This window comes from Methylobacter sp. BlB1 (assembly GCF_015476545.1).
Lineage (GTDB): Bacteria > Pseudomonadota > Gammaproteobacteria > Methylococcales > Methylomonadaceae > Methylobacter.
Genome location: NZ_JADMKV010000014.1, coordinates 70,840 through 88,905, shown reverse-complemented (window position 1 = coordinate 88,905; position 18,066 = coordinate 70,840). Strand labels below are relative to the sequence as shown.

The window sequence follows — 18,066 nt, the reverse complement described above, 5'->3', positions numbered from 1 at the left end:
ACAACCGGTTCAGATTGTGGTTCGCTTTGCTCACACAATCTAACCTTATTCGTTATGGCAATGCAGTGCGACCTCCTGTAAAAACCCGCCCGCAATCAGAACGATAAACACGCTCGTCAAGTCAAGCAATCGCCCGCTATAACTCACAAACTTAAAGCAATACGATCGGTTAGCACGCTAGCTATCTTTTTCGTTTAAAATGTTATAACATAACATTTCAATAGATATTCAGCCTCCGTCTGCATCGCAAATGGATTGTTGATTCTTTCTGATTAACTTTTTCCAATGAAACCATGAGCTACTCCCTGTCTCACGATCACGAAAAATGTATTTCCGAAGCCATCAACATGGCGGAACGGCTTTGCATCAACCGCAGCGTGAAATTGACGCCGATACGCCGCAAAGTGCTGGAGTTGATCTGGGAGACCCACAAAGCCGTCAAGGCTTATGACCTGCTCGATCAAATCAAGCCTTTGAACTATTCCGCCAAGCCGGCAACCGTCTATCGCGCGCTGGATTTCCTGATGAGTCAGGGCCTGATTCATAAAGTGGAAAGCCTTAATGCCTATGTCGGCTGCAATTGCTCAGGCAGACAGCATGAACAACTACTGCTGATTTGCGATCAGTGTCATGAGATTGAAGAACGCGCCGCCTTCGAAGTCATGCATGCCCTATCGTCGGAAATCAAACAGGCCGGTTTTTCCATCAGCTATAAATCGATTGAAATCCATGGCACCTGCGCTGGATGCGCATCATCTCATGATCAATCAGCCTAATCTGAACGCAAAAAGCGCCTGTCCATTTATGGCTTAAGTGTAACGATATAACATTAGTTTTTATTAATTTACAACGATGATGTACAAAAAATTGATTTTACTGGTTGCATCAGGATCTCTCACTGTTCCGGTGCTTGCCGAAGAATCATCGACTATTGAATTGGAGGAAGTGGTCGTCACTGCGCCTTTGCGAGCCGACTCATTGAAAACAGCGGCTCCTGTAACGATACTGGCAGATGACGAACTACGCATGAAGACCGGTCACAGCATCGGTGACACCTTAAAAGACGAACTGGGCATCAGCAATCAGTCGTTCGGCCCCGGCGTGGGTACGCCGGTCATTCGCGGCCAGGCCGGCCCTCGGGTACGAGTGCTAAATAACGGTATTGGCAGCAATGATGTCTCGGCGCTCAGCCCGGATCACGCCACCAGTGTCGAGCCGCTTTTGGCGGAACGCATCGAAGTGCTGCGCGGCCCCGCCACTTTACTCTATGGCAGCGGCGCAATAGGCGGAGCGGTCAACGTCATTGACAATCGCATCCCCGGCCAGATGCCGGATAAGTTATTGGGCGGCGCCTTGGAACAGCGCTTTGACTCCACGTCCAATGAAACCAGTACCACGATGAAGCTGGAAGGCGGGCAAGGCAACATTGCCTATCATCTCGACGGTTTTTTCCGCCATCGCGGCAATCTCGATATCGGCGGCCGCGCCATCGATACCGCTGCCGTATCGATCACCGATCCGTCGCTGGTTGTAGTCGACAATCCCGTCGGCCATCTGAACAATACCAGTGCTGAAGCCATCAGCGGCTCGGCCGGTCTGTCCTGGATCGGCGATCCGGGATTCGCCGGCATTTCTATCAACAATCTGAACAATAATTACGGCATCGCGCCGGACGGCACCGGCGAGGAAACCGTGCGGATCGCCCTCAGGCAGGATAAGTACGATTTTAAAAGCGAGCTACAGGATCCGTTCCGCTTTGCCAAGAGCCTGCGCACCCGGTTCGGCTATACTGACTATCAACACACGGAGATAGCCAATGGCGAACCCGGCGCATTTTACACCAATAAAACTTACGAAGGCCGGCTGGAACTGACTCATCAGGACTTGGGACCGTTGTATGGCTCGGTAGGTTTTCAGGCACAAGCGAGCGACTTTAATGCCATTGAAAAACTCACTGGCGAGCACATCATTCCGCATTCCCAAATCAACAGCTACGGCGTGTTTGCGGTGGAATCGATTGACGTTGGCGCAGTCACCTACCAGCTCGGCGCTCGGGTCGAACAAACCGACATCCAGCCGGAGGGCATGAACGACCTCAGCTATACGCCGGTCAGTGCGTCGGTCTCGGCAGAGTGGAAAGTCAATGACCAAAACAATCTGAATCTGGCCGTCACCCGTTCCTCGCGGGCGCCCAATGTCCAGGAATTGCTGACCAACGGCTTCCATGATGCCACGCGCAGCTTCGAACGCGGCAACATTAATTTAACAGAAGAAACTTCTTACAACCTGGACCTGGGCTACCGTTTCAAATCCGACTGGCTGAGCGCCGAATTCGATCTGTTCCACAACTGGGCCAGCGATTACATCACTCAGCAGCGCAGCGGCGAATTCGTCGACGAGGACGGCAATCCTTGTGCCGTCGACTGCGTGCCTGTGCAGACCACCCGCCAGAATGATGCGATCTTCAAGGGCTATGAGGCCAAGCTGATCTTTCCAGTGATGCAAAACCGTCATGGCCAGCTGGACCTGACTTTGTTCAGCGACTACACCCGGGGGCAATTCGTCAATGGCGGCGATGTGCCTCGCATGCCGCCGCTGCGCTATGGCCTGCAGCTGGATTACAGCAAGCAGGAATTTTCCGGTTACCTGCGCTTTACCCGTGCCGATTCCCAGCCGCATGCCGGCGACTTCGAAACCTCGACCGCCGGTTATTTCCTGCTTAATGTGGGCACTAATTACAGAATCAAAGCTTATAAGGATGCCGAGTTGATGTTGTTCGCCAAAGGCAGCAATTTGCTCGATCAAAACATTCGCAATTCGACCTCTTACCTGCGCAACTTTGCGCCGGAAGCCGGGCGTGGAGCGGAAGTGGGCTTTAGATTGAGTTATTAAATGAATTCGCCTGCACAAATTCCCGTCATCATCTTAAGCGGCTTTCTCGGCAGCGGCAAAACCACCCTGCTGAACCGCCTGCTAAGCCATGCGCCGCGCTCGGCTGTCGTAATCAATGAATTCGGCGCCACACCTGTCGATCAGCAATTACTCAGGCAGCACAACGTGCCCTTGAGCACTTTGTCAGGCGGCTGTCTGTGCTGTCAGGTACACGGCGCTTTAACGCCACTGCTGAAAAACCTGCGCATGGCCTGGCAATCGCAAGCCCAGAAGCCGTTCGACCGCGTACTGATCGAGACCAGCGGCATCGCCAACCCCGAGCCGGTGCTGGACACTTTATTAAGAGAGCGCTGGCTGTCATCGCGCTATCGACTGGATGGCGTGATCGTGTCGGTTTCAGCCGCTTCCGGCGCGGATGTCTTGAACCGCTTTCCCGAGGCCCTGGCCCAGATTGCCTGGGCCGATACCTTGATCATTACGCACACAGATCTGGCGGAAGACCAGCAAATAGACAACCTGATAGCGCTGTTGAATCGTCTGGCGCCGGCAGCATCAAAAATTCAGGCTGCGCATGGCGACATTAATCCCGCCACTTTGCTTGCGTTTCCGAGACGAAATTGCTATCGATTGAAAACCAATACGCCGATACCGGAACACGGGTTTGGCAGCACAACACTGCAACTTGACCATCCTGTTTCCTGGCCGCGCTTAAAAGCTGCGCTGGAGAGCCTGCTAGACCGGCATGCCGCCCAATTGCTGCGCCTGAAAGGCGTGGTTTACACTACCGAGCATGATGCGCCGGTGTGCGTGCAAGGATCGGCCGGCCGGCTTTATCCGCCGACGCTGTTGCCCTCCAGAACATCAGATGATGGCCGCAGCCGGCTGGTGTTTATCACCGACGGCGAGATACAAGGCCTGACTGAAACTGTAAAGTCAGGTCTGGTTACGCCCGTCTGATTTAGCGATAATCTTCGAGGATCATTGCGTCCCTGACTTGAGCTGGTACAAATTCTGCTACTTTGTTAAACGAGCTCGATAGTTTCCGGTATTCAGCGTTATATTCTGTCATTTTTATGACATCGTGCAGGTTGAATGTGCGAAGCCCGACAGAAGCCGGATTTGGTCATACGGACTGATTTTTTCGAGCCAATTTTCAGACAACTCAAACTGAAGAGGTATCGACTATGGCAGAGTTTTACGTTGAGAGAAATGCTCAAAGCAATGGCGATCATGTGGTTCATAGATCGGATTGCGCTCATCTTCCTGCCAAGGAAGCGATTCAATATTTGGGAGCCATCAGCAATTGCGACAGTGCCCTGAAAAAAGCAGGTCAATTATTCAGGCAGGTTAACGGTTGTACGTATTGCTCGGTTTCAAGTCATACAACCTGATTCACAATCAGAATGGTCGGCCAAACCGGGAACTGAATGAAAACCGCTCAGCGATATCCGGTGGAGTATCCGCTCATTTTATCTCTGACAGGAATGTTTGAAAAATTGATGCGGCCCGGCAGTTTATCGCAGCATGTTGTTCCGGACGGTTGAGCGTTTATTTTATTGCAGGCTGGATGATAAACCCGGCATTTCAAAGCTCCATGCCGGGTTTCCGCTAAAGTTCCAACCCAGCCTGCATGACTGGCCTATGCCCTTTTCACCAGCGCCGACCTTCCCGCAGCAGATCGATCAGTTCATTCTTGCGCAAGGGGCGGCTGACATAGTAGCCCTGCGCCAGATCGCAGTCGTGGGCGCGCAGAAAATCGAATTGCTCCTTGCCCTCGACGCCTTCAGCGACGACCTCGAGGCCGAGCTTTTTACCGAGCGTGATGCTGGCCTCGACAATGGCCGCATCATTGGTATCACGGGCCAGATCGCGCACAAAGCCCTGGTCGATCTTAAGCGCATCCAGTGGAAAGCGTTTGAGATAGGATAGCGATGAATAGCCGGTGCCAAAATCGTCAATGGCGATGCGCACGCCCAACGCCCGTAATTTCTTCAGGATCTCGGCCGCCGCTGCCGGGTCCTGCATGACGGTATTTTCGGTCATTTCCAGCTCCAGCGCATTCGGAGGGATGTTGTCCCGTTTCATGACACGGCATACCTTGTGCAGCAAGTCCGGATCGTTGAACTGGGAAGCCGAGACGTTGACGGAAATACGCACATCGTGAAGCCCCATTTCTCTGTATTCAGCACAAGCCTGGTTCAAGATCCACTCGCCCGCCTGCATGATCAATCCGGACTCCTCCAGCATTGACACGAAGCCGGCCGGCGTCACCAGTCCGCGTTGCGGATGCCGCCAGCGAATCAATGCTTCCATGGCAACAATGTGGCCGGTGTTAAGCTCAGCCTGAGGCTGGTAATAGACCAGAAACTCATTGCGCTTCAAAGCCAGGCGCAGATCAGTCTCCAACGTCAGCAGTTCATGGCTGCGGGCGTTCATATCCGGCGCGTAGAAGCGGTGCTGATTATGACCTGACATGATGGCCCGGTATAGGGCTGTACCGGCATTGCGCAACAATTCTTCGACGCCGGTGCCGTCGTTCGGATAGATAGCGATGCCGGTGCAGAAGGTAATGTAGGTTTCCTGGAGGCCCAGAGACATCGGGCGATCGAAAGCCGCATAAATCTTGCGCAGCACGACCATCAGGTTTTCCGTGCGCGGCAGATCGCCCACTATGATCGCAAACTCGTCGCCGCCCTGGCGGGCGATCGTATCATTAGGACGCAAAGCGGCCTGCAGCCGGTCGGCGATCTGCTGGAGCAAGGTATCGCCGACCGCATGCCCCATGCTGTCGTTGATCCGCTTAAAGTTATCAATGTCCAGGAACAATACGGCCACAAAATTATTGGCATGCCGGGCACGCTCCAATTCCGCGGCAAGCCGATCCAGCAACAGAACCCGATTTGGCAAGCCGGTCAGAAGATCGTGTGTAGCCTGATGCTGCAATTCGGCTTCGAACCGTTTGCGTTCGGAAATATCGCGGGCAATCGTGGACAGGTATTCGACTTTCCCAGCCGAATCATAATGCACCAGCAACACCTGGGACACCGGGATTTCTATGCCGTCTATACGCCGCAAAGCCGTCTCTCCGGACCAAGTGCCTGTACGGTAAGCGATAGGCAGCGCTTCGTTTTTTAATTGATGTTCTATGCGTTCGGGAAACAACTCTGTCAGACAGACTTTGCTGATATCCGTTTTGGGGTCGAGGCCGAGCAAGCGATAACCGGCATTATTGAGGTAACGCAGGCAGCCGCCCAGATCAAGGATTGCGACCAGGTCGGTCGTGGCCTCCAGAATGGCGGCCAACTGGGCGCGTGCTTCTTCGGCCTTGACGCGCTCGGTGATATTACGTCCCGTAGAAACAAAATGCCTAATATGCCCCTGCTCGTCCTTCAAAGGCGTGATGACTTTATCCTCATAGAACAGCTCGCCGTCTTTTTTACGGTTGATCAAGGTGCCTGTAAATATGTCGCCCTTGAGCACCGTTTGCCAGAGATGCTGATAAAAAGCTTGACCCTGCTGGCCGGATTTCAATATGGAGGGCTTGCAACCCACAGCCTCGGCGCGTGTATAGCCGGTCAGTCTCTCGAACGCCGGATTGACATATTCGATGCAGCCATCGGGATCGGTAATGATAACGCTTTCGGCTGCCTGCTCCACGACCAGGGACAGTTTGCGCAGCATGTCTTCGGCCTGACGCTGTTCGCGGCGCAGTTGCGCTTCTTCAAGTTCGCGCTCCACGGCAGGTACCAGGCGCGTCAGATTGCCTTTCATAACATAATCCTGAGCGCCGGACTTCATCGCCAGCACGGCCGTATTTTCGCCGATCGTTCCCGACACAAAGATAAAAGGCAGATCAAGGTCGTGCTGTCTGACTACTTCAAGCGCCCGCATGCCGCTGAAATGCGGCATTGTATAGTCGGACAACACGATATCCCAATGCTGTTTCAGCGCCTCGGTTAAAGCCTGTTCCGTCTCGACCCGCTGCCAATCGACAGACTGTCCGCCTTCTATCTCTAATTGATCCACCAGCAGCAGCGTATCATCTTCGGAGTCTTCAACGATCAGTATGCGCAAGGGTTGCGCAGTATCTACTCGCTTCAGCATGACATCACCTTTCTCTACAATCCGATCAGTCGGGCGGCGGCTCATTAAGCAATATCCAGTAAAGGCCGAGCTGCCCTGCCGCCCGCACAAATTCGTCGAAGTCGACCGGCTTGCGGACATAGCTGTTGGCGCCCAGCATATAGCCTTTGAGCCGGTCCTCTTCTTCATTGGATGAAGTCAAAAGAACAACCGGCAGCAGCTGGGTGCGTTCATCATCCCGTATGCGACGCAGCACCTCGAGGCCGTCGATCTTGGGCAATTTCAGATCCAGCAGCACGACCAGCGGCAAATCATAAGGATCGCGTCCTGCATAAGACCCTGTGCCAAACAGATAATCCAGCGCCTCCGCGCCATTGTGCGCCACGATTATCTTATGGGTAATATTGCTCTTCTTGAGGGCGTGCAGAGTCAGCGCCTCATCATCAGGGTTATCTTCCACCAGAAGAATGACCTTATTGTTCATAAATTCTCTCGCGCCTCCAGCGTAAAATAAAAGATGGCTCCCTGTTCGACCGCACCCTCAGCCCAAATACGCCCGCCATGCTTATGGATAATCCGTTGCACGGTCGCCAACCCGATGCCGGTGCCGGGAAATTCGCTGCTGTCGTGCAGGCGCTGGAACGCGCCAAACAGTTTTTCGGCATAAGCCATATCGAAGCCGGCGCCATTGTCGCGCACAAAATAGACCGGTTCATTATCCTGCATTTGCCTGCCGAATTCGATCCGCGCTTCGGGCCGTTTACTCGTGAATTTCCAGGCATTGCCGATCAAATTGTCTAATACGACACGCAACAATCGGACATCGCCCCAAACGATTACCCCCGGTTCTATCGCACATTGTACAATGCGCTCCGGCTCCTGCTTGCGCAGCTCCTCAATCACTTCGTCGGCAAGCGCGCTTAAATTGACATCTTCCCGCTTCAGCTCAGACCGAGTGATGCGCGACAGCTTGAGCAGATCATCGATCAATGTCGCCATTTTCTGAGCAGCAGCCCTCACCCGTCTCAAGCGGTCCTGGCCTGTCTCATCCAGACAATCCGCATATTCGTCAAGCAGAATGCGGCTGAAACCGTCTACGGCGCGCAATGGAGCGCGCAGATCGTGCGAAACCGAATAACTGAAGGCTTCGAGTTCATGGTTGACTGATTCCAGAATCATGGCCCGATCGCGCAGGGCCATATTCAGTTGCTGGATGCGCCGTTCGTTTTCCTTGCGTCTGCTGATATCTTCGATGATGCCGTCAAAATAAAGATTGCCGGCGCTGTCTTTCTTCATGGCAGCGCTGACGGCCGCGAAAAACTCGCGCCCCTGCAGGGTAACCAGCTGTATCTCTTCGTTGCCGACAAATCCTTGCTTCATGATTTTGTCTACAAAGACTTGCCAGCAGTCTTGATCAAGGCACAAATCACCGACCGGATGGGCCTGTAATTGCTCTGCCGATTCGGCTTCGAACATATCGACGATGGCGGGATTGACTTCCAGAAACCGTCCATCCGCCGTTGGCGTTTGGCGATAGACGCCGACCGGCAGATTGTCGACCAGTTCCCGATACTTGGCTTGCGCCTCGAGCTGTGCCCGCTCCGCCCGCTTGCGCTCGGTAATGTCGCGGATAATGCTGATCACGAACAGTTCCTGATCTATCTTCGACGGGCTCAGATTGATCTCCACCGGAAACTCGCTGCCATCCTTTCGGCGGCCGGACAGATAGAGGCCAATTCCCATCGGCCGCACCAATGGCTTATCCATATAAGCTTGCCGATAATCTTCATGATGCTCACGAAAGCGCTCGGGCACCAGCACTTCGATCGGCTGCCCCAACAATTCATTGCGCGCATAGCCGAACCATTTCTCGGTCTGCGCGTTGATCAGCGCGATATTTCCTTCGCGATTGGTCATGACGATGGCATCGGGCGCTGATTCAAGCAGCCCTCGAAAGCGGGCTTCGCTGGCCACCACTTCCGCTTCGACCTGTCTCCGCCTCACGCGGTAGAAGGCAATGAACCAGCTGACTGCGCCTAATAGCAGGCTTAAGGTGCTAAATGCAAACCACCGGGCTTGCACCACCGTTTTCTCGTCAATCACCTCGGCCGGCACATGGGCGACCAGCAGCCAGTGTGCATCGCCGGCGACAACGTTCTCACCGACTTTTCCAAACAGTGCGCTCGGCGTAATCGCGCCGTAAGTGAACAAATCGCCGCCAGCCATGAATTGCAAACGTTCGGGGTGTTCGGTAATAGAGCGCCAGGCCTCGCCATAATCGTTGGCGAAGCGCTTGTTCTTCCGGTCGGGATACATGAAGCCCCATTCGTCCTCGGAGCGGGCGCCGACCAGCCAATAACCCTGGGTGTTGAGCAGCCACAGACTGCCGATGCTTTGCCTGGAAATCGCTCGAAGCTGATCGATCAATCGCTGTCCCCGATAGTTCAACAGAATGATGCCGCGTTTTTGTCCGCGCCGGTCGAATACCGGCGTGCCAAACCGAATCACGGGCTTTATCGGCTGCTCGATGGCGCCATGCTCGATGCCGAGGTCGAATGAAGAGATGTAGATATCGTCCTTGTTCAGAGCGAGCGCTTGCTCGACAAAATAGAGTTCGGACCTGTCCTGCAATTCTCTCGCCGGCACGATCACGGGCTGTCCCTGATTCCAGTTGATACGCACTCTCTCCTGCCCTTTTTCATCCAGAAACCGGATCTGGTCATAAAGTTCGCGGTATTTGACGAAGGCGAGCAGGTCGTTCCCCAAACGCTTCCAGGCTATGGGGGATTGCTTTTCGAGCCAGTCACGCAGCACCGGCTGGTCTCTCAGGTAAAGTATGTCGCCATGCAGTAGCCTCAATTCTTCGTCAACGGTTTGGCTTGCGGTCTTCACGGTCTGTTGCCCTTCGCTATACATTAAGGCCAGCGTCGATGCCTCATGAGTTTTATGAACGATCCACAGAACGACGGCCAGCACCAGCGTCAGCAGCACCCATATTAAAATCCATTGACGGATTATCAACCAACGTTGGCGGTCCTTGTTTGCGATAAAAAACCTTCCATTCATAAATGGCTACCACCATTTGTAGTTTGCTGTTTTTGATAGTGTGCTGAACCAGTGCAATAATTTTTTATGACTGCTCTGAAACCGATCCTTTATTTATTTTTAGAAATGTGACCAACACCAGCGTGGAAAATTCGAAAAACTTGAACTTGTATTTGCTGACGCAATCACATTCAGACTGCTCTGCGATCACGCAAGAAGATATCGGCAGGTGAACCATCCACAGAATTCACGAGCTATTTGGAATACGGAAATGATGAGATCATACAGACTCTCAGCCCTTCATGAGCCTTGAGTCCTTTGTGATTTTATATGCTGAACTGCTGGGTATGGATCAAACCAGCCTGATCCCGTCTGTTTCAATACGGATCAGCTGCTTCTTGTACAAAGCGCCGATGGCCTGCTTGAACACTTTTTTGCTGACTCCGAATGCTGTATAAATGGTTTCCGGCGGGCTTTTGTCGCTCAACCCCAAATAGCCGTCATTCTGCTTCAACCTGGCCAGAATTTTATCGGTCAATGATTCGACTTTGCCGTAACCAGGCTCATGCAGGGCCAGATCGATCTTTTTATCGTCTCTGATCTGCTTGATGTAACCGTCCAGCTTTTGCCCTTTTCTAAGCGGCTGGAACACTTCATTTTTATACAGCAGGCCCCAATGGGTATTGTTGACGGCGGCTTTATAGCCCAGCTCGGTTTTATCGGCGATGATCAGCGACACTTTCTGGCCTGGCTTGAAATCGACCGATTCTTCCTCTAGCCATTCGTCCAGTTTGGTCGTCGCGGCAATACGCCCCTTGTCATCCAGGAATAATTTGACCAGATAGGACTTGCCGACTTCCATTTCATGGTGCTGTTCACTGAACGGGACCAGCAGATTCTTGGGCAGTCCCCAGTCCAGAAAAGCGCCGATATAATTGATAGAGACCACTTTCAGCCAGGCCACTTCATCCACCTGAGCCAGAGGCTTTTGCGTCGTCGCGGCCAGATGGCCTTCCGAATCGACATAGACGAACACATCCAAAGTATCGCCAACCTGGCAATTGGTGGGCAGTTTTTTATCGGCCAGCAGGATTTTCCTGGCGGTTCCGCTATCGAGATATATCTCGTAGCCCAGCTGTCTGGCGACTTTCAACTTGTTGATTTTGCCAATGTTGATCATGAATAAATACTCGATAAGTTTTTGAAAAGTGGCTTGTTTCTACGAAGCATGAAGCTGTCTGATTTCTGCTTCACATGAAATGCTTTTAGGGGCGACTGAAGTCGCCCCCACATTCCTTAGCTGGTGATGACAAACCGCACGGCATCCAGCCTCAATTGCGCCACCTGAATGTTTTCATGCAACAGCATCGCCCTATCCTTCAGCAGCTCGATTTCTTCCTCTCTAATAGTCGGATTGACTTTCTTCAGTCTGGCCAGGCGTTTTATCTCGCTGGTCAATGAATCCAGCATGGCCTTGGTCGCATCGGCGATCAGCACCTGCATATCGGCGTTGGCTTTTTGCTCGGCTTTGTCCAGCATCTTGACAAGATGCTGGCGCTGACCGTTCATGAACGCCACTATCTTCTGCTTATCGAAAGTCGTTCCTGTTTCAATCAGGCTTCGGTGCGCTATGGTTTCGCTCAAGTCTTTGATATTCTGGTCAATGAGGACCCGAATCGGGGTATGCGGTAGAAAACGTCCGACCTGCAGTTCGGCAGGTGCGCTGCATTCGACAATGAACAGGCACTCCAGCAGAAACTGCCCGGCTTTCAGATCGCTGTGTTTAACCACGCTGACCGCGGCGTTGCCGGTTTCACTGGACAGCACCATATCCATGGCGCCTGTTACCATCGGATGCTCCCACGTCATGAACAGCATATCTTCGCGCGCCAGCGCGCAGGCCCGGTCAATGGTCACGGTGACGCCGTCTTCAAGCAGCCCCGGAAAATGGGCGAGCCGCAAATGCTCGCTGGGTCTGAGGATAAAGCAGTCGGGCGAGTGAAATTCGGTATCGACGCCATAGCACTCAAACACATCTTCCATATAGGGCCAAAGCACGCCTTCGTTCTCGTAGGCCTTGAGCTGGTCGATAATAACCTGGGCCGGCTCTTTCCGGCAGGAATTCAATTCCAGCAACTGGTCGCGGCCGTTGTGCAATTCGATCTCGATTTCCGCCGTCAGAGCTTTCGTTTTATTGATGAAAGCGTCTATCTCGGCCTGACTCTCGGTCTGCAGAAAAGCGGTCAATTCATCATGCAGCCGGTCGGCGACTGGCTGGGCCGCCGAGCAGTTGCTGCGGAAGGCGTTCAGGCCTTCGTCATACCAGCGATACAGGCGGTGCTGTTCGGTATTCTCCAGATAAGGCACATGAATCTGGATCACATGCTTCTGGCCGATACGGTCAAGCCGCCCGATGCGCTGCTGCAGCAAGTCGGGATTGGTCGGTAAATCGAACAGAATCAGGTGATGGACAAACTGAAAGTTACGGCCTTCGCTGCCGATTTCGGAGCAGATCAGCAGTCTCGCAGCGCTTTCCTGATCAGCAAAATAGGCGGCGGCGCGGTCGCGCTCGATGATCGACATGCCTTCATGGAATACCGCCGAGGCAATGCCGGCGCGGTTTCTCAGGGTTTGTTCAAGGTCGATCGCCGTTTGCGCGTGCTTGCAGATCAGCAAGGCTTTCTGACCGGCCAGCTGCTTGATTTTATCGACCAGCCAGACATAGCGGGGATCTTGTTGCAGATCATCGGCATTGGCCTGTCCGGTTAACGCATAACCGTAACGTTCCCGTTCAGGAAAGCCTTGCACCGTTTGCCGGGAGTTTCTGAACAGAATGCGGCCCGTGCCGTGGTGATCCAGCAGTATCTTAATTAATTCACTGCGCGCAGCCGGTGCTTTGGCGGCATCGCTCAGATTTTGCAGCAGGATTTCAACATTGTCATTTTTAAGCAATGTCCTTAACGAGTCTGTGGCGGCTTCATCGAGAGGCTTACCGGCCAGCAGCACCTTGGCCGCGTTGGCGACCGGCTCAAAAAGCCGTTCTTCTTCCAGGAACGCTGCAAAGCTGTAGAAGCGGTCCGGATCAAGCAATCTTAACCGAGCAAAATGGCTCTCTTTGCCCAACTGCTCCGGCGTGGCGGTCAGCAATATCAGGCCGGGCGCCAACTGAGCCAGACGCTCGACAAACAGATATTCGAGGCTCGGCGCTTCCTCGCTCCATTCGAGATGATGCGCCTCATCGACAATGACCATATCCCAAGCCACCTGTAGCGCCTGCTGCTGCCTGCGCGGATAAGCGGCGAAGAAGTTCTGGCTGCACAGCACCAGCTGTTCGGTTGAAAACGGATTATCCCCGTGCGTTTCGAGGCAGCGCTCTTCATCAAAAATGCTGAACCGCAGGTTGAAGCGTCTGAGCATTTCGACCAGCCATTGATGCAACAGACTTTCCGGCACTATAATCAGAATCCGGTTGCTCAGCCCGTTGATCAGCCGATGATGGAGGATCAGGCCAGCCTCGATCGTTTTGCCTAAGCCCACTTCATCGGCCAGCATGATTCTGGGCGCAGAGCGATTAGCCGCCTCCTGGGCGATAAACAACTGGTGAGGAATCAGTGAAGTTCTCCCGCCGAGCAGGCCCTTGACGGGCGATTGCTGGTGTTGCTGGAGCCGGCGCCAGGTTTCGTAACGCAGCTGAAACCAGGCGCTGGGGTCGATTTGCCCTGTGAACAACCGATCCTGAGGCTTGTTAAACTGGATGTGGTGATTCAATTCGACTTCTTCCAGACGCACTTCCTGGCCACTCTCATTTTTAGCGATATAGGTGATCAAACCATTTTGCTCGTCCAGTCTGATTACTTTCAGCTTGACCTCATCCATCGATTCAATCGGATCGCCCGGAGAGAACCGGACACGGGTTAAGGGCGCATTATCGCGCGCATAAACGCGTCTTTCGTCACTGGCCAGAAAAAGCACAGTGACTCGATTGCCTGTTACCTCGAGAATAAGACCTAAACCGAGCTCTGATTCGGTATTACTGATCCAACGCTGACCGGGGATGAAATTTTCCATTTATAGATATGCCACTAAAAATAATAATTAAATCAAAAAACGCCATCATTATAAGCGTTACATAAATTGCTGCGGCAATTAATTATTTTTTAGTTTTTTGAATAAAGAACAAGAAGAACTATACTTTCATGGTTCAGCTGTAGTTTGACGTGACAGGAGCAGCTATTGATAGAGGATGCGAAAATAAAATGCCGGTTGTTATAGCAGTCCTGTGTCACTATTTGATTTCGACCCACTTCGACAGGAAATCATGGTTTGGCAGCTTTTGTTAAGCATCCGTTAAGGTTTAGCCGCCTACTATTTCTTAAAACCTATAACTGCCGTCAATTGTATTGGTTGACACACCTGCTCTGAACTAAATTATTTACTGAGAAGGATTCTATGAAAAAGTTGCTTTTTATAATTCAATTGGCTGCGCTTGTCGCCGCATATTCCTCGCCTTCTTATGCATCCGGGGGACACGGCAAAGGACATGGCCGAGGCCATCATAAACACCGTGAGGTAATCGTGGAGAGACACTATTACCATGCGCCTGAAGCCAGATATTATCCGGCACCGCCTCCGCCGCCCGCTCCTCGGTATTCAAGTCCTGATCAACGATCCACATCAGGACTGGTAGGAGGCGCTGTAGGCAGCGCTTTAGGCTATGAACTCGGCAAGGGCGACCCCGTCGCTTCCGGACTGGGTGCAGCTGCAGGCGCCTATATCGGCAACGGCATGAGCGGCCGCTAATAATCCATTGCTCACAGAGAACATGAAACCTGCCAGGGGTTGCCCTGGCAGGTTTTTTTCGCCTTTAAATTTAGCCGAGTAAAAACGCTTCCGGCTGCCCTACCCATCCGGCAAAAATACATTACACTTATAAGCTGAATTCCAATATCAGTTCAGGTCACCGTATTTTATGCCTATTTTTATCCGCATCGGTCTAATTTTTTTTATCTTTTCAAGTACGGGCTGCGGGAAAGCCTATCAGGCGGAACATATTGAAACGTCTGATTTTCTGGATAACTATTCCTTGCTTAAAGAAGATCGGCAAGATGATGCCTTGCTCAGTTACTGGAAAAGCGGAACAGACTGGGCTTTTTATAAAAAAGTGATTGTTGATCCAGTCACTATCCATAAGCTTCCCAATTCCAAACTCAATGGATTGCCCCACGCCGATAACTACCGGCTTAAGGAACTGCTTGATTACAGAATCCGCGAAGTCTTGAAACAGGACTTTAAATTAGTCAACAAACCCGGTCCCGATACGCTGCGCATCCAGTTTGCCATCACCGATGCTGACACGGAATCCCATATCGGCAAAGCCAGCGTTGAAGGCAAAATAACCGACTCGCAAACCGGTGAATTACTCATGGCGTCGGCCGACGGCCGTGGAGGCGGCAAATCATTGATTGGAGCATTCAACGGTTGGGAAGATATTATACTGGCCTATCAATATTGGGCTGCACAGTTAAGCTATCAGCTCTGTGAAAAACAGGGCCGCAGTGCGTGCCAGAAGCCGAAACTCCCTGCCTGAAAATCTATATATTGATAATCGTAAAAAATATACGCCTTATCTTGAAAAGCATTATGCTATCGCTTCATAAAATAATTCATGAGGATTCACTATGCCTTATACGCAAGACATTGTAGAGGAACTGAACATGCTGGTCCGTTACAACCTCACTACCACTCAAGAAGGCGTCAAGGTTCACAAGACAGCAGCGCCGGAAGTCATAAACGCTACCCAGCGTTTATACGAAAAAGGCCTTATCTCGCAGAAAGATGGCGGCTATCTGACCAACCTGGGCCGCGAGGTTGCAGAACAGGCCCAGGCTATTCTGGATATACTCAAACCCGCCTGAAATATATTGTCGGATCTCCTAATATTTCATTGATTGCCAGCCTTACCCTCGCTCGCTTATTTAATAAATTCAAACACGAACAAATAAAAAAAGGCTTAGCGGTTAAACCGCTAAGCCTTTTCTGTTAAACATGATTAATCGGTCAGGCCTCAAGCACAACCGCTGCCCGAAGCTTTTTCATGGCATTTTGTTCCAACTGCCTGATTCTTTCCGCAGATACATTGTAGCGCTCGGCCAGTTCGTGCAAAGTGGCTTTTTTATCCGCCAGCCAACGACTGGAGAGAATATCCAGGCTGCGTTCATCCAGCTCAGATAGAGCTTCGGATAATAAATTCTGCTCATGCCCTCCCCAATCTTCATTTTCAAGCAATAAGGCCGGGTCAGTGCCGTGTTGCTGTAGATAGTTGACAGGCGCTATATAGCTTTCTTCCTCGGATTCATCGCTAGGCATATCGAAAGCCATATCCCTGCTATCCAGGCGTTTTTCCATTTCATAAACGGTATCGACATCGACATCCAAGTCTTTGGCAATGGCGGTCGCTTCGTCATTGGACAGCCAGCCCAGATTCGCTTTGGATTTGCGCAAATTAAAGAACAGCTTCCGCTGCGCCTTTGTGGTCGCAACTTTTACGATACGCCAGTTCTTGATGACATACTCGTGTATTTCGGCTTTGATCCAATGCACCGCAAAAGAAACCAGCCGCACGCCGACATCAGGATCGAAGCGCTTCACGGCTTTCATTAATCCGATATTGCCTTCCTGGATAATATCAGGCATAGGCAAGCCATAGCCGCTGTAGCCTCTGGCAACATGAACGACAAAACGCAAGTTGGACATCACCAATTCCCGAGCCGCTTCCAGATCGTCGTGATCCCTGAATCTCAAGGCTAATTCACGTTCTTGATCGGCAGTCAATCTAGGCATCTGCCTGACAAGATTCAAGTAAGCGTCAAATGTTCCGACTGACAGATTAACGGGTAAAGCTAATGCACTACTCATGGTATCCCCTTGGTAAAAAAACTTAGTTCGAATTCTAGCACTCTCTTTTTAAGAGTGCTAATAATTTTCTAAGTTCCACCGCTCTACTCGGGTTTTAGCTTATGAAGCTGGTAGTTAAGCACAGCCCATGCGCTCAGCACGCTCAGCAAAGAAGAGATAAACAGCAGCGCCGCAGTTTCCGAGTAACTCAAAAACAGCATATGAAAATCCCCTTCATATAAACCGGAAAGTTCCTCTATGGGCTGCTTCACAATCAACATCATCACGGCAACGATAAACCATGCCGCCACGCCTGCAAAAAAGCCGATCCAAAATCCACTGTATAAAAATGGCCGTTGTATAAAGCTGTTGGTAGCGCCTACCAACTTGGCAATCACGACTTCTTCGCGGCGTTTATGCAATTCCAATCGTATGGTATTGCCCGTAACAAACAATACGGCGACCCCCAACAGCAGGCTCAGTACAGTGCTGCCGCGCCGTGCCAATTCCATGATAGACTGCAGACGCTTAATCCACTGCATGTCCATTTGGGCAAAATCGACTTCAACAGCCTGTTTAAAGGTATTAAGCAGCTTCTCAAGTTCCAATCCATCTTCCAGAGTATTTTTAGGTAAAACCTGGATGACAATAGGCAACGGATTTTTTTCCAGCGCTTTGATAGCCTCGCCGAAACCGCTGAAAGTCTGGAACTCTTCCAAAGCCTGATTTTTGGTTATTAATTTGACTTCCTGGACGGCAGGATTGCCCCTTATGTTCTCTGCAAATTTTCTGGCGCTTGCCTCGGAAATATCATCGCGCAGAAACAGCGATATTTGATTGCTTGCTTCCAAATTACCGGCCAACTGCTGAAGATTTGCCACGGCAATATAAAAAACGCTGGCTAAAGAGATGGCAATGGCTAGCACGGTTATGGTCATAATGGTCGTGTAAGGTGAATCGACCAGACGCCCGAGACTGGAAAAGAATGCATGTGCATGCAGGTCAAGATGGGCGTGCAATTTATCTCTGAAATCACCTCTCAAGACTCTGGTTTTCGGACCATCCGCTCTGGCTGGCGTTGCAGTTTTGCTTTTTGGGTGATGTCTTTGAGGCCTTGCAGGTGTTTTTCTGTCTCGAGCATCATATAGACTT

13 protein-coding genes are annotated in these 18,066 nt (G+C 51.7%); 6 read left to right on the top strand and 7 right to left on the bottom strand.

Features of this window, described 5'->3' with window-relative positions:
- Positions 1–293 precede the first annotated feature (293 nt).
- The 3 genes from IT781_RS07790 to IT781_RS07780 all read left to right on the top strand — a co-directional run bounded on the left by IT781_RS07790 (position 294) and on the right by IT781_RS07780 (position 3,849).
- The gene (locus tag IT781_RS07790) at positions 294–776 is read left to right on the top strand and encodes a transcriptional repressor (protein WP_194969574.1); all 483 of its coding nucleotides are present in this window, start codon (positions 294–296) and stop codon (positions 774–776) included.
- 79 nt (positions 777–855) lie between these two features.
- On the top strand, positions 856–2,892 hold the full coding sequence (locus IT781_RS07785; protein WP_194969583.1) for a TonB-dependent receptor: 2,037 nt from the start codon (positions 856–858) through the stop codon (positions 2,890–2,892).
- On the top strand, positions 2,893–3,849 hold the full coding sequence (locus IT781_RS07780) for a GTP-binding protein (protein ID WP_194969573.1): 957 nt from the start codon (positions 2,893–2,895) through the stop codon (positions 3,847–3,849).
- A 693-nt stretch (positions 3,850–4,542) separates the two neighbouring features.
- On the opposite strand, the gene IT781_RS07775 is transcribed toward IT781_RS07780, so the two are convergent.
- The 5 genes from IT781_RS07775 to rapA all read right to left on the bottom strand — a co-directional run bounded on the left by IT781_RS07775 (position 4,543) and on the right by rapA (position 14,088).
- Entirely contained in the window at positions 4,543–6,996 is a 2,454-nt protein-coding gene (locus IT781_RS07775) for an EAL domain-containing protein (RefSeq protein ID WP_228778998.1), read from the bottom strand.
- A 25-nt stretch (positions 6,997–7,021) separates the two neighbouring features.
- Entirely contained in the window at positions 7,022–7,459 is a 438-nt protein-coding gene (locus IT781_RS07770; protein WP_194969572.1) for a response regulator, read from the bottom strand.
- Positions 7,456–10,041, bottom strand: a complete 2,586-nt coding sequence (locus tag IT781_RS07765; protein WP_228778997.1) for a PAS domain S-box protein — start codon at positions 10,039–10,041, stop codon at positions 7,456–7,458. The genes IT781_RS07770 and IT781_RS07765 overlap by 4 nt, the downstream gene beginning before the upstream one ends.
- A 331-nt stretch (positions 10,042–10,372) precedes the next feature.
- Positions 10,373–11,200 (bottom strand): S1 RNA-binding domain-containing protein, encoded by an 828-nt coding sequence (locus tag IT781_RS07760; RefSeq protein ID WP_194969571.1) that lies wholly within the window; start codon positions 11,198–11,200, stop codon positions 10,373–10,375.
- Between the two features lie 116 nt (positions 11,201–11,316).
- Positions 11,317–14,088, bottom strand: a complete 2,772-nt coding sequence (rapA, locus tag IT781_RS07755; RefSeq protein WP_194969570.1) for an RNA polymerase-associated protein RapA — start codon at positions 14,086–14,088, stop codon at positions 11,317–11,319.
- Between the two features lie 381 nt (positions 14,089–14,469).
- Between rapA and IT781_RS07750 the strand changes: the two genes are divergently transcribed.
- The 3 genes from IT781_RS07750 (at position 14,470) to IT781_RS07740 (ending at position 15,935) form a co-directional block, all read left to right on the top strand.
- Entirely contained in the window at positions 14,470–14,820 is a 351-nt protein-coding gene (locus IT781_RS07750) for a hypothetical protein (protein ID WP_194969569.1), read from the top strand.
- Between the two features lie 169 nt (positions 14,821–14,989).
- The gene (locus tag IT781_RS07745) at positions 14,990–15,607 is read left to right on the top strand and encodes a DUF3313 domain-containing protein (RefSeq protein WP_194969568.1); all 618 of its coding nucleotides are present in this window, start codon (positions 14,990–14,992) and stop codon (positions 15,605–15,607) included.
- A gap of 91 nt (positions 15,608–15,698) precedes the next feature.
- A complete protein-coding gene (locus tag IT781_RS07740) occupies positions 15,699–15,935 on the top strand; it encodes a TIGR02647 family protein (protein WP_194969567.1) in 237 nt (78 codons plus the stop codon).
- Positions 15,936–16,077: 142 nt separating this feature from the next.
- Here the strand turns inward: IT781_RS07740 and rpoH are convergent, their stop codons facing one another.
- Positions 16,078–16,935: an RNA polymerase sigma factor RpoH gene (gene rpoH / locus IT781_RS07735; protein ID WP_194969566.1), complete on the bottom strand. Its 858-nt coding sequence runs from the start codon at positions 16,933–16,935 to the stop codon at positions 16,078–16,080.
- Positions 16,936–17,018: 83 nt separating this feature from the next.
- Positions 17,019–17,933, bottom strand: coding sequence for a permease-like cell division protein FtsX (gene ftsX / locus IT781_RS07730; protein WP_228778996.1), 915 nt, complete (start codon positions 17,931–17,933; stop codon positions 17,019–17,021).
- Positions 17,934–18,066: the final 133 nt, after the last annotated feature.

Excerpts from the sequence above, each read along its gene's own strand:
- IT781_RS07790 (WP_194969574.1), top strand. The coding sequence starts at position 294 with ATGAGCTACTCCCTGTCTCACGATCACGAAAAATGTATTTCCGAAGCC.
- IT781_RS07785 (WP_194969583.1), top strand. The coding sequence starts at position 856 with ATGTACAAAAAATTGATTTTACTGGTTGCATCAGGATCTCTCACTGTT.
- IT781_RS07780 (WP_194969573.1), top strand. The coding sequence starts at position 2,893 with ATGAATTCGCCTGCACAAATTCCCGTCATCATCTTAAGCGGCTTTCTC.
- IT781_RS07775 (WP_228778998.1), bottom strand. The coding sequence starts at position 6,996 with ATGCTGAAGCGAGTAGATACTGCGCAACCCTTGCGCATACTGATCGTT.
- IT781_RS07770 (WP_194969572.1), bottom strand. The coding sequence starts at position 7,459 with ATGAACAATAAGGTCATTCTTCTGGTGGAAGATAACCCTGATGATGAG.
- IT781_RS07765 (WP_228778997.1), bottom strand. The coding sequence starts at position 10,041 with ATGAATGGAAGGTTTTTTATCGCAAACAAGGACCGCCAACGTTGGTTG.
- IT781_RS07760 (WP_194969571.1), bottom strand. The coding sequence starts at position 11,200 with ATGATCAACATTGGCAAAATCAACAAGTTGAAAGTCGCCAGACAGCTG.
- rapA (WP_194969570.1), bottom strand. The coding sequence starts at position 14,088 with ATGGAAAATTTCATCCCCGGTCAGCGTTGGATCAGTAATACCGAATCA.
- IT781_RS07750 (WP_194969569.1), top strand. The coding sequence starts at position 14,470 with ATGAAAAAGTTGCTTTTTATAATTCAATTGGCTGCGCTTGTCGCCGCA.
- IT781_RS07745 (WP_194969568.1), top strand. The coding sequence starts at position 14,990 with ATGCCTATTTTTATCCGCATCGGTCTAATTTTTTTTATCTTTTCAAGT.
- IT781_RS07740 (WP_194969567.1), top strand. The coding sequence starts at position 15,699 with ATGCCTTATACGCAAGACATTGTAGAGGAACTGAACATGCTGGTCCGT.
- rpoH (WP_194969566.1), bottom strand. The coding sequence starts at position 16,935 with ATGAGTAGTGCATTAGCTTTACCCGTTAATCTGTCAGTCGGAACATTT.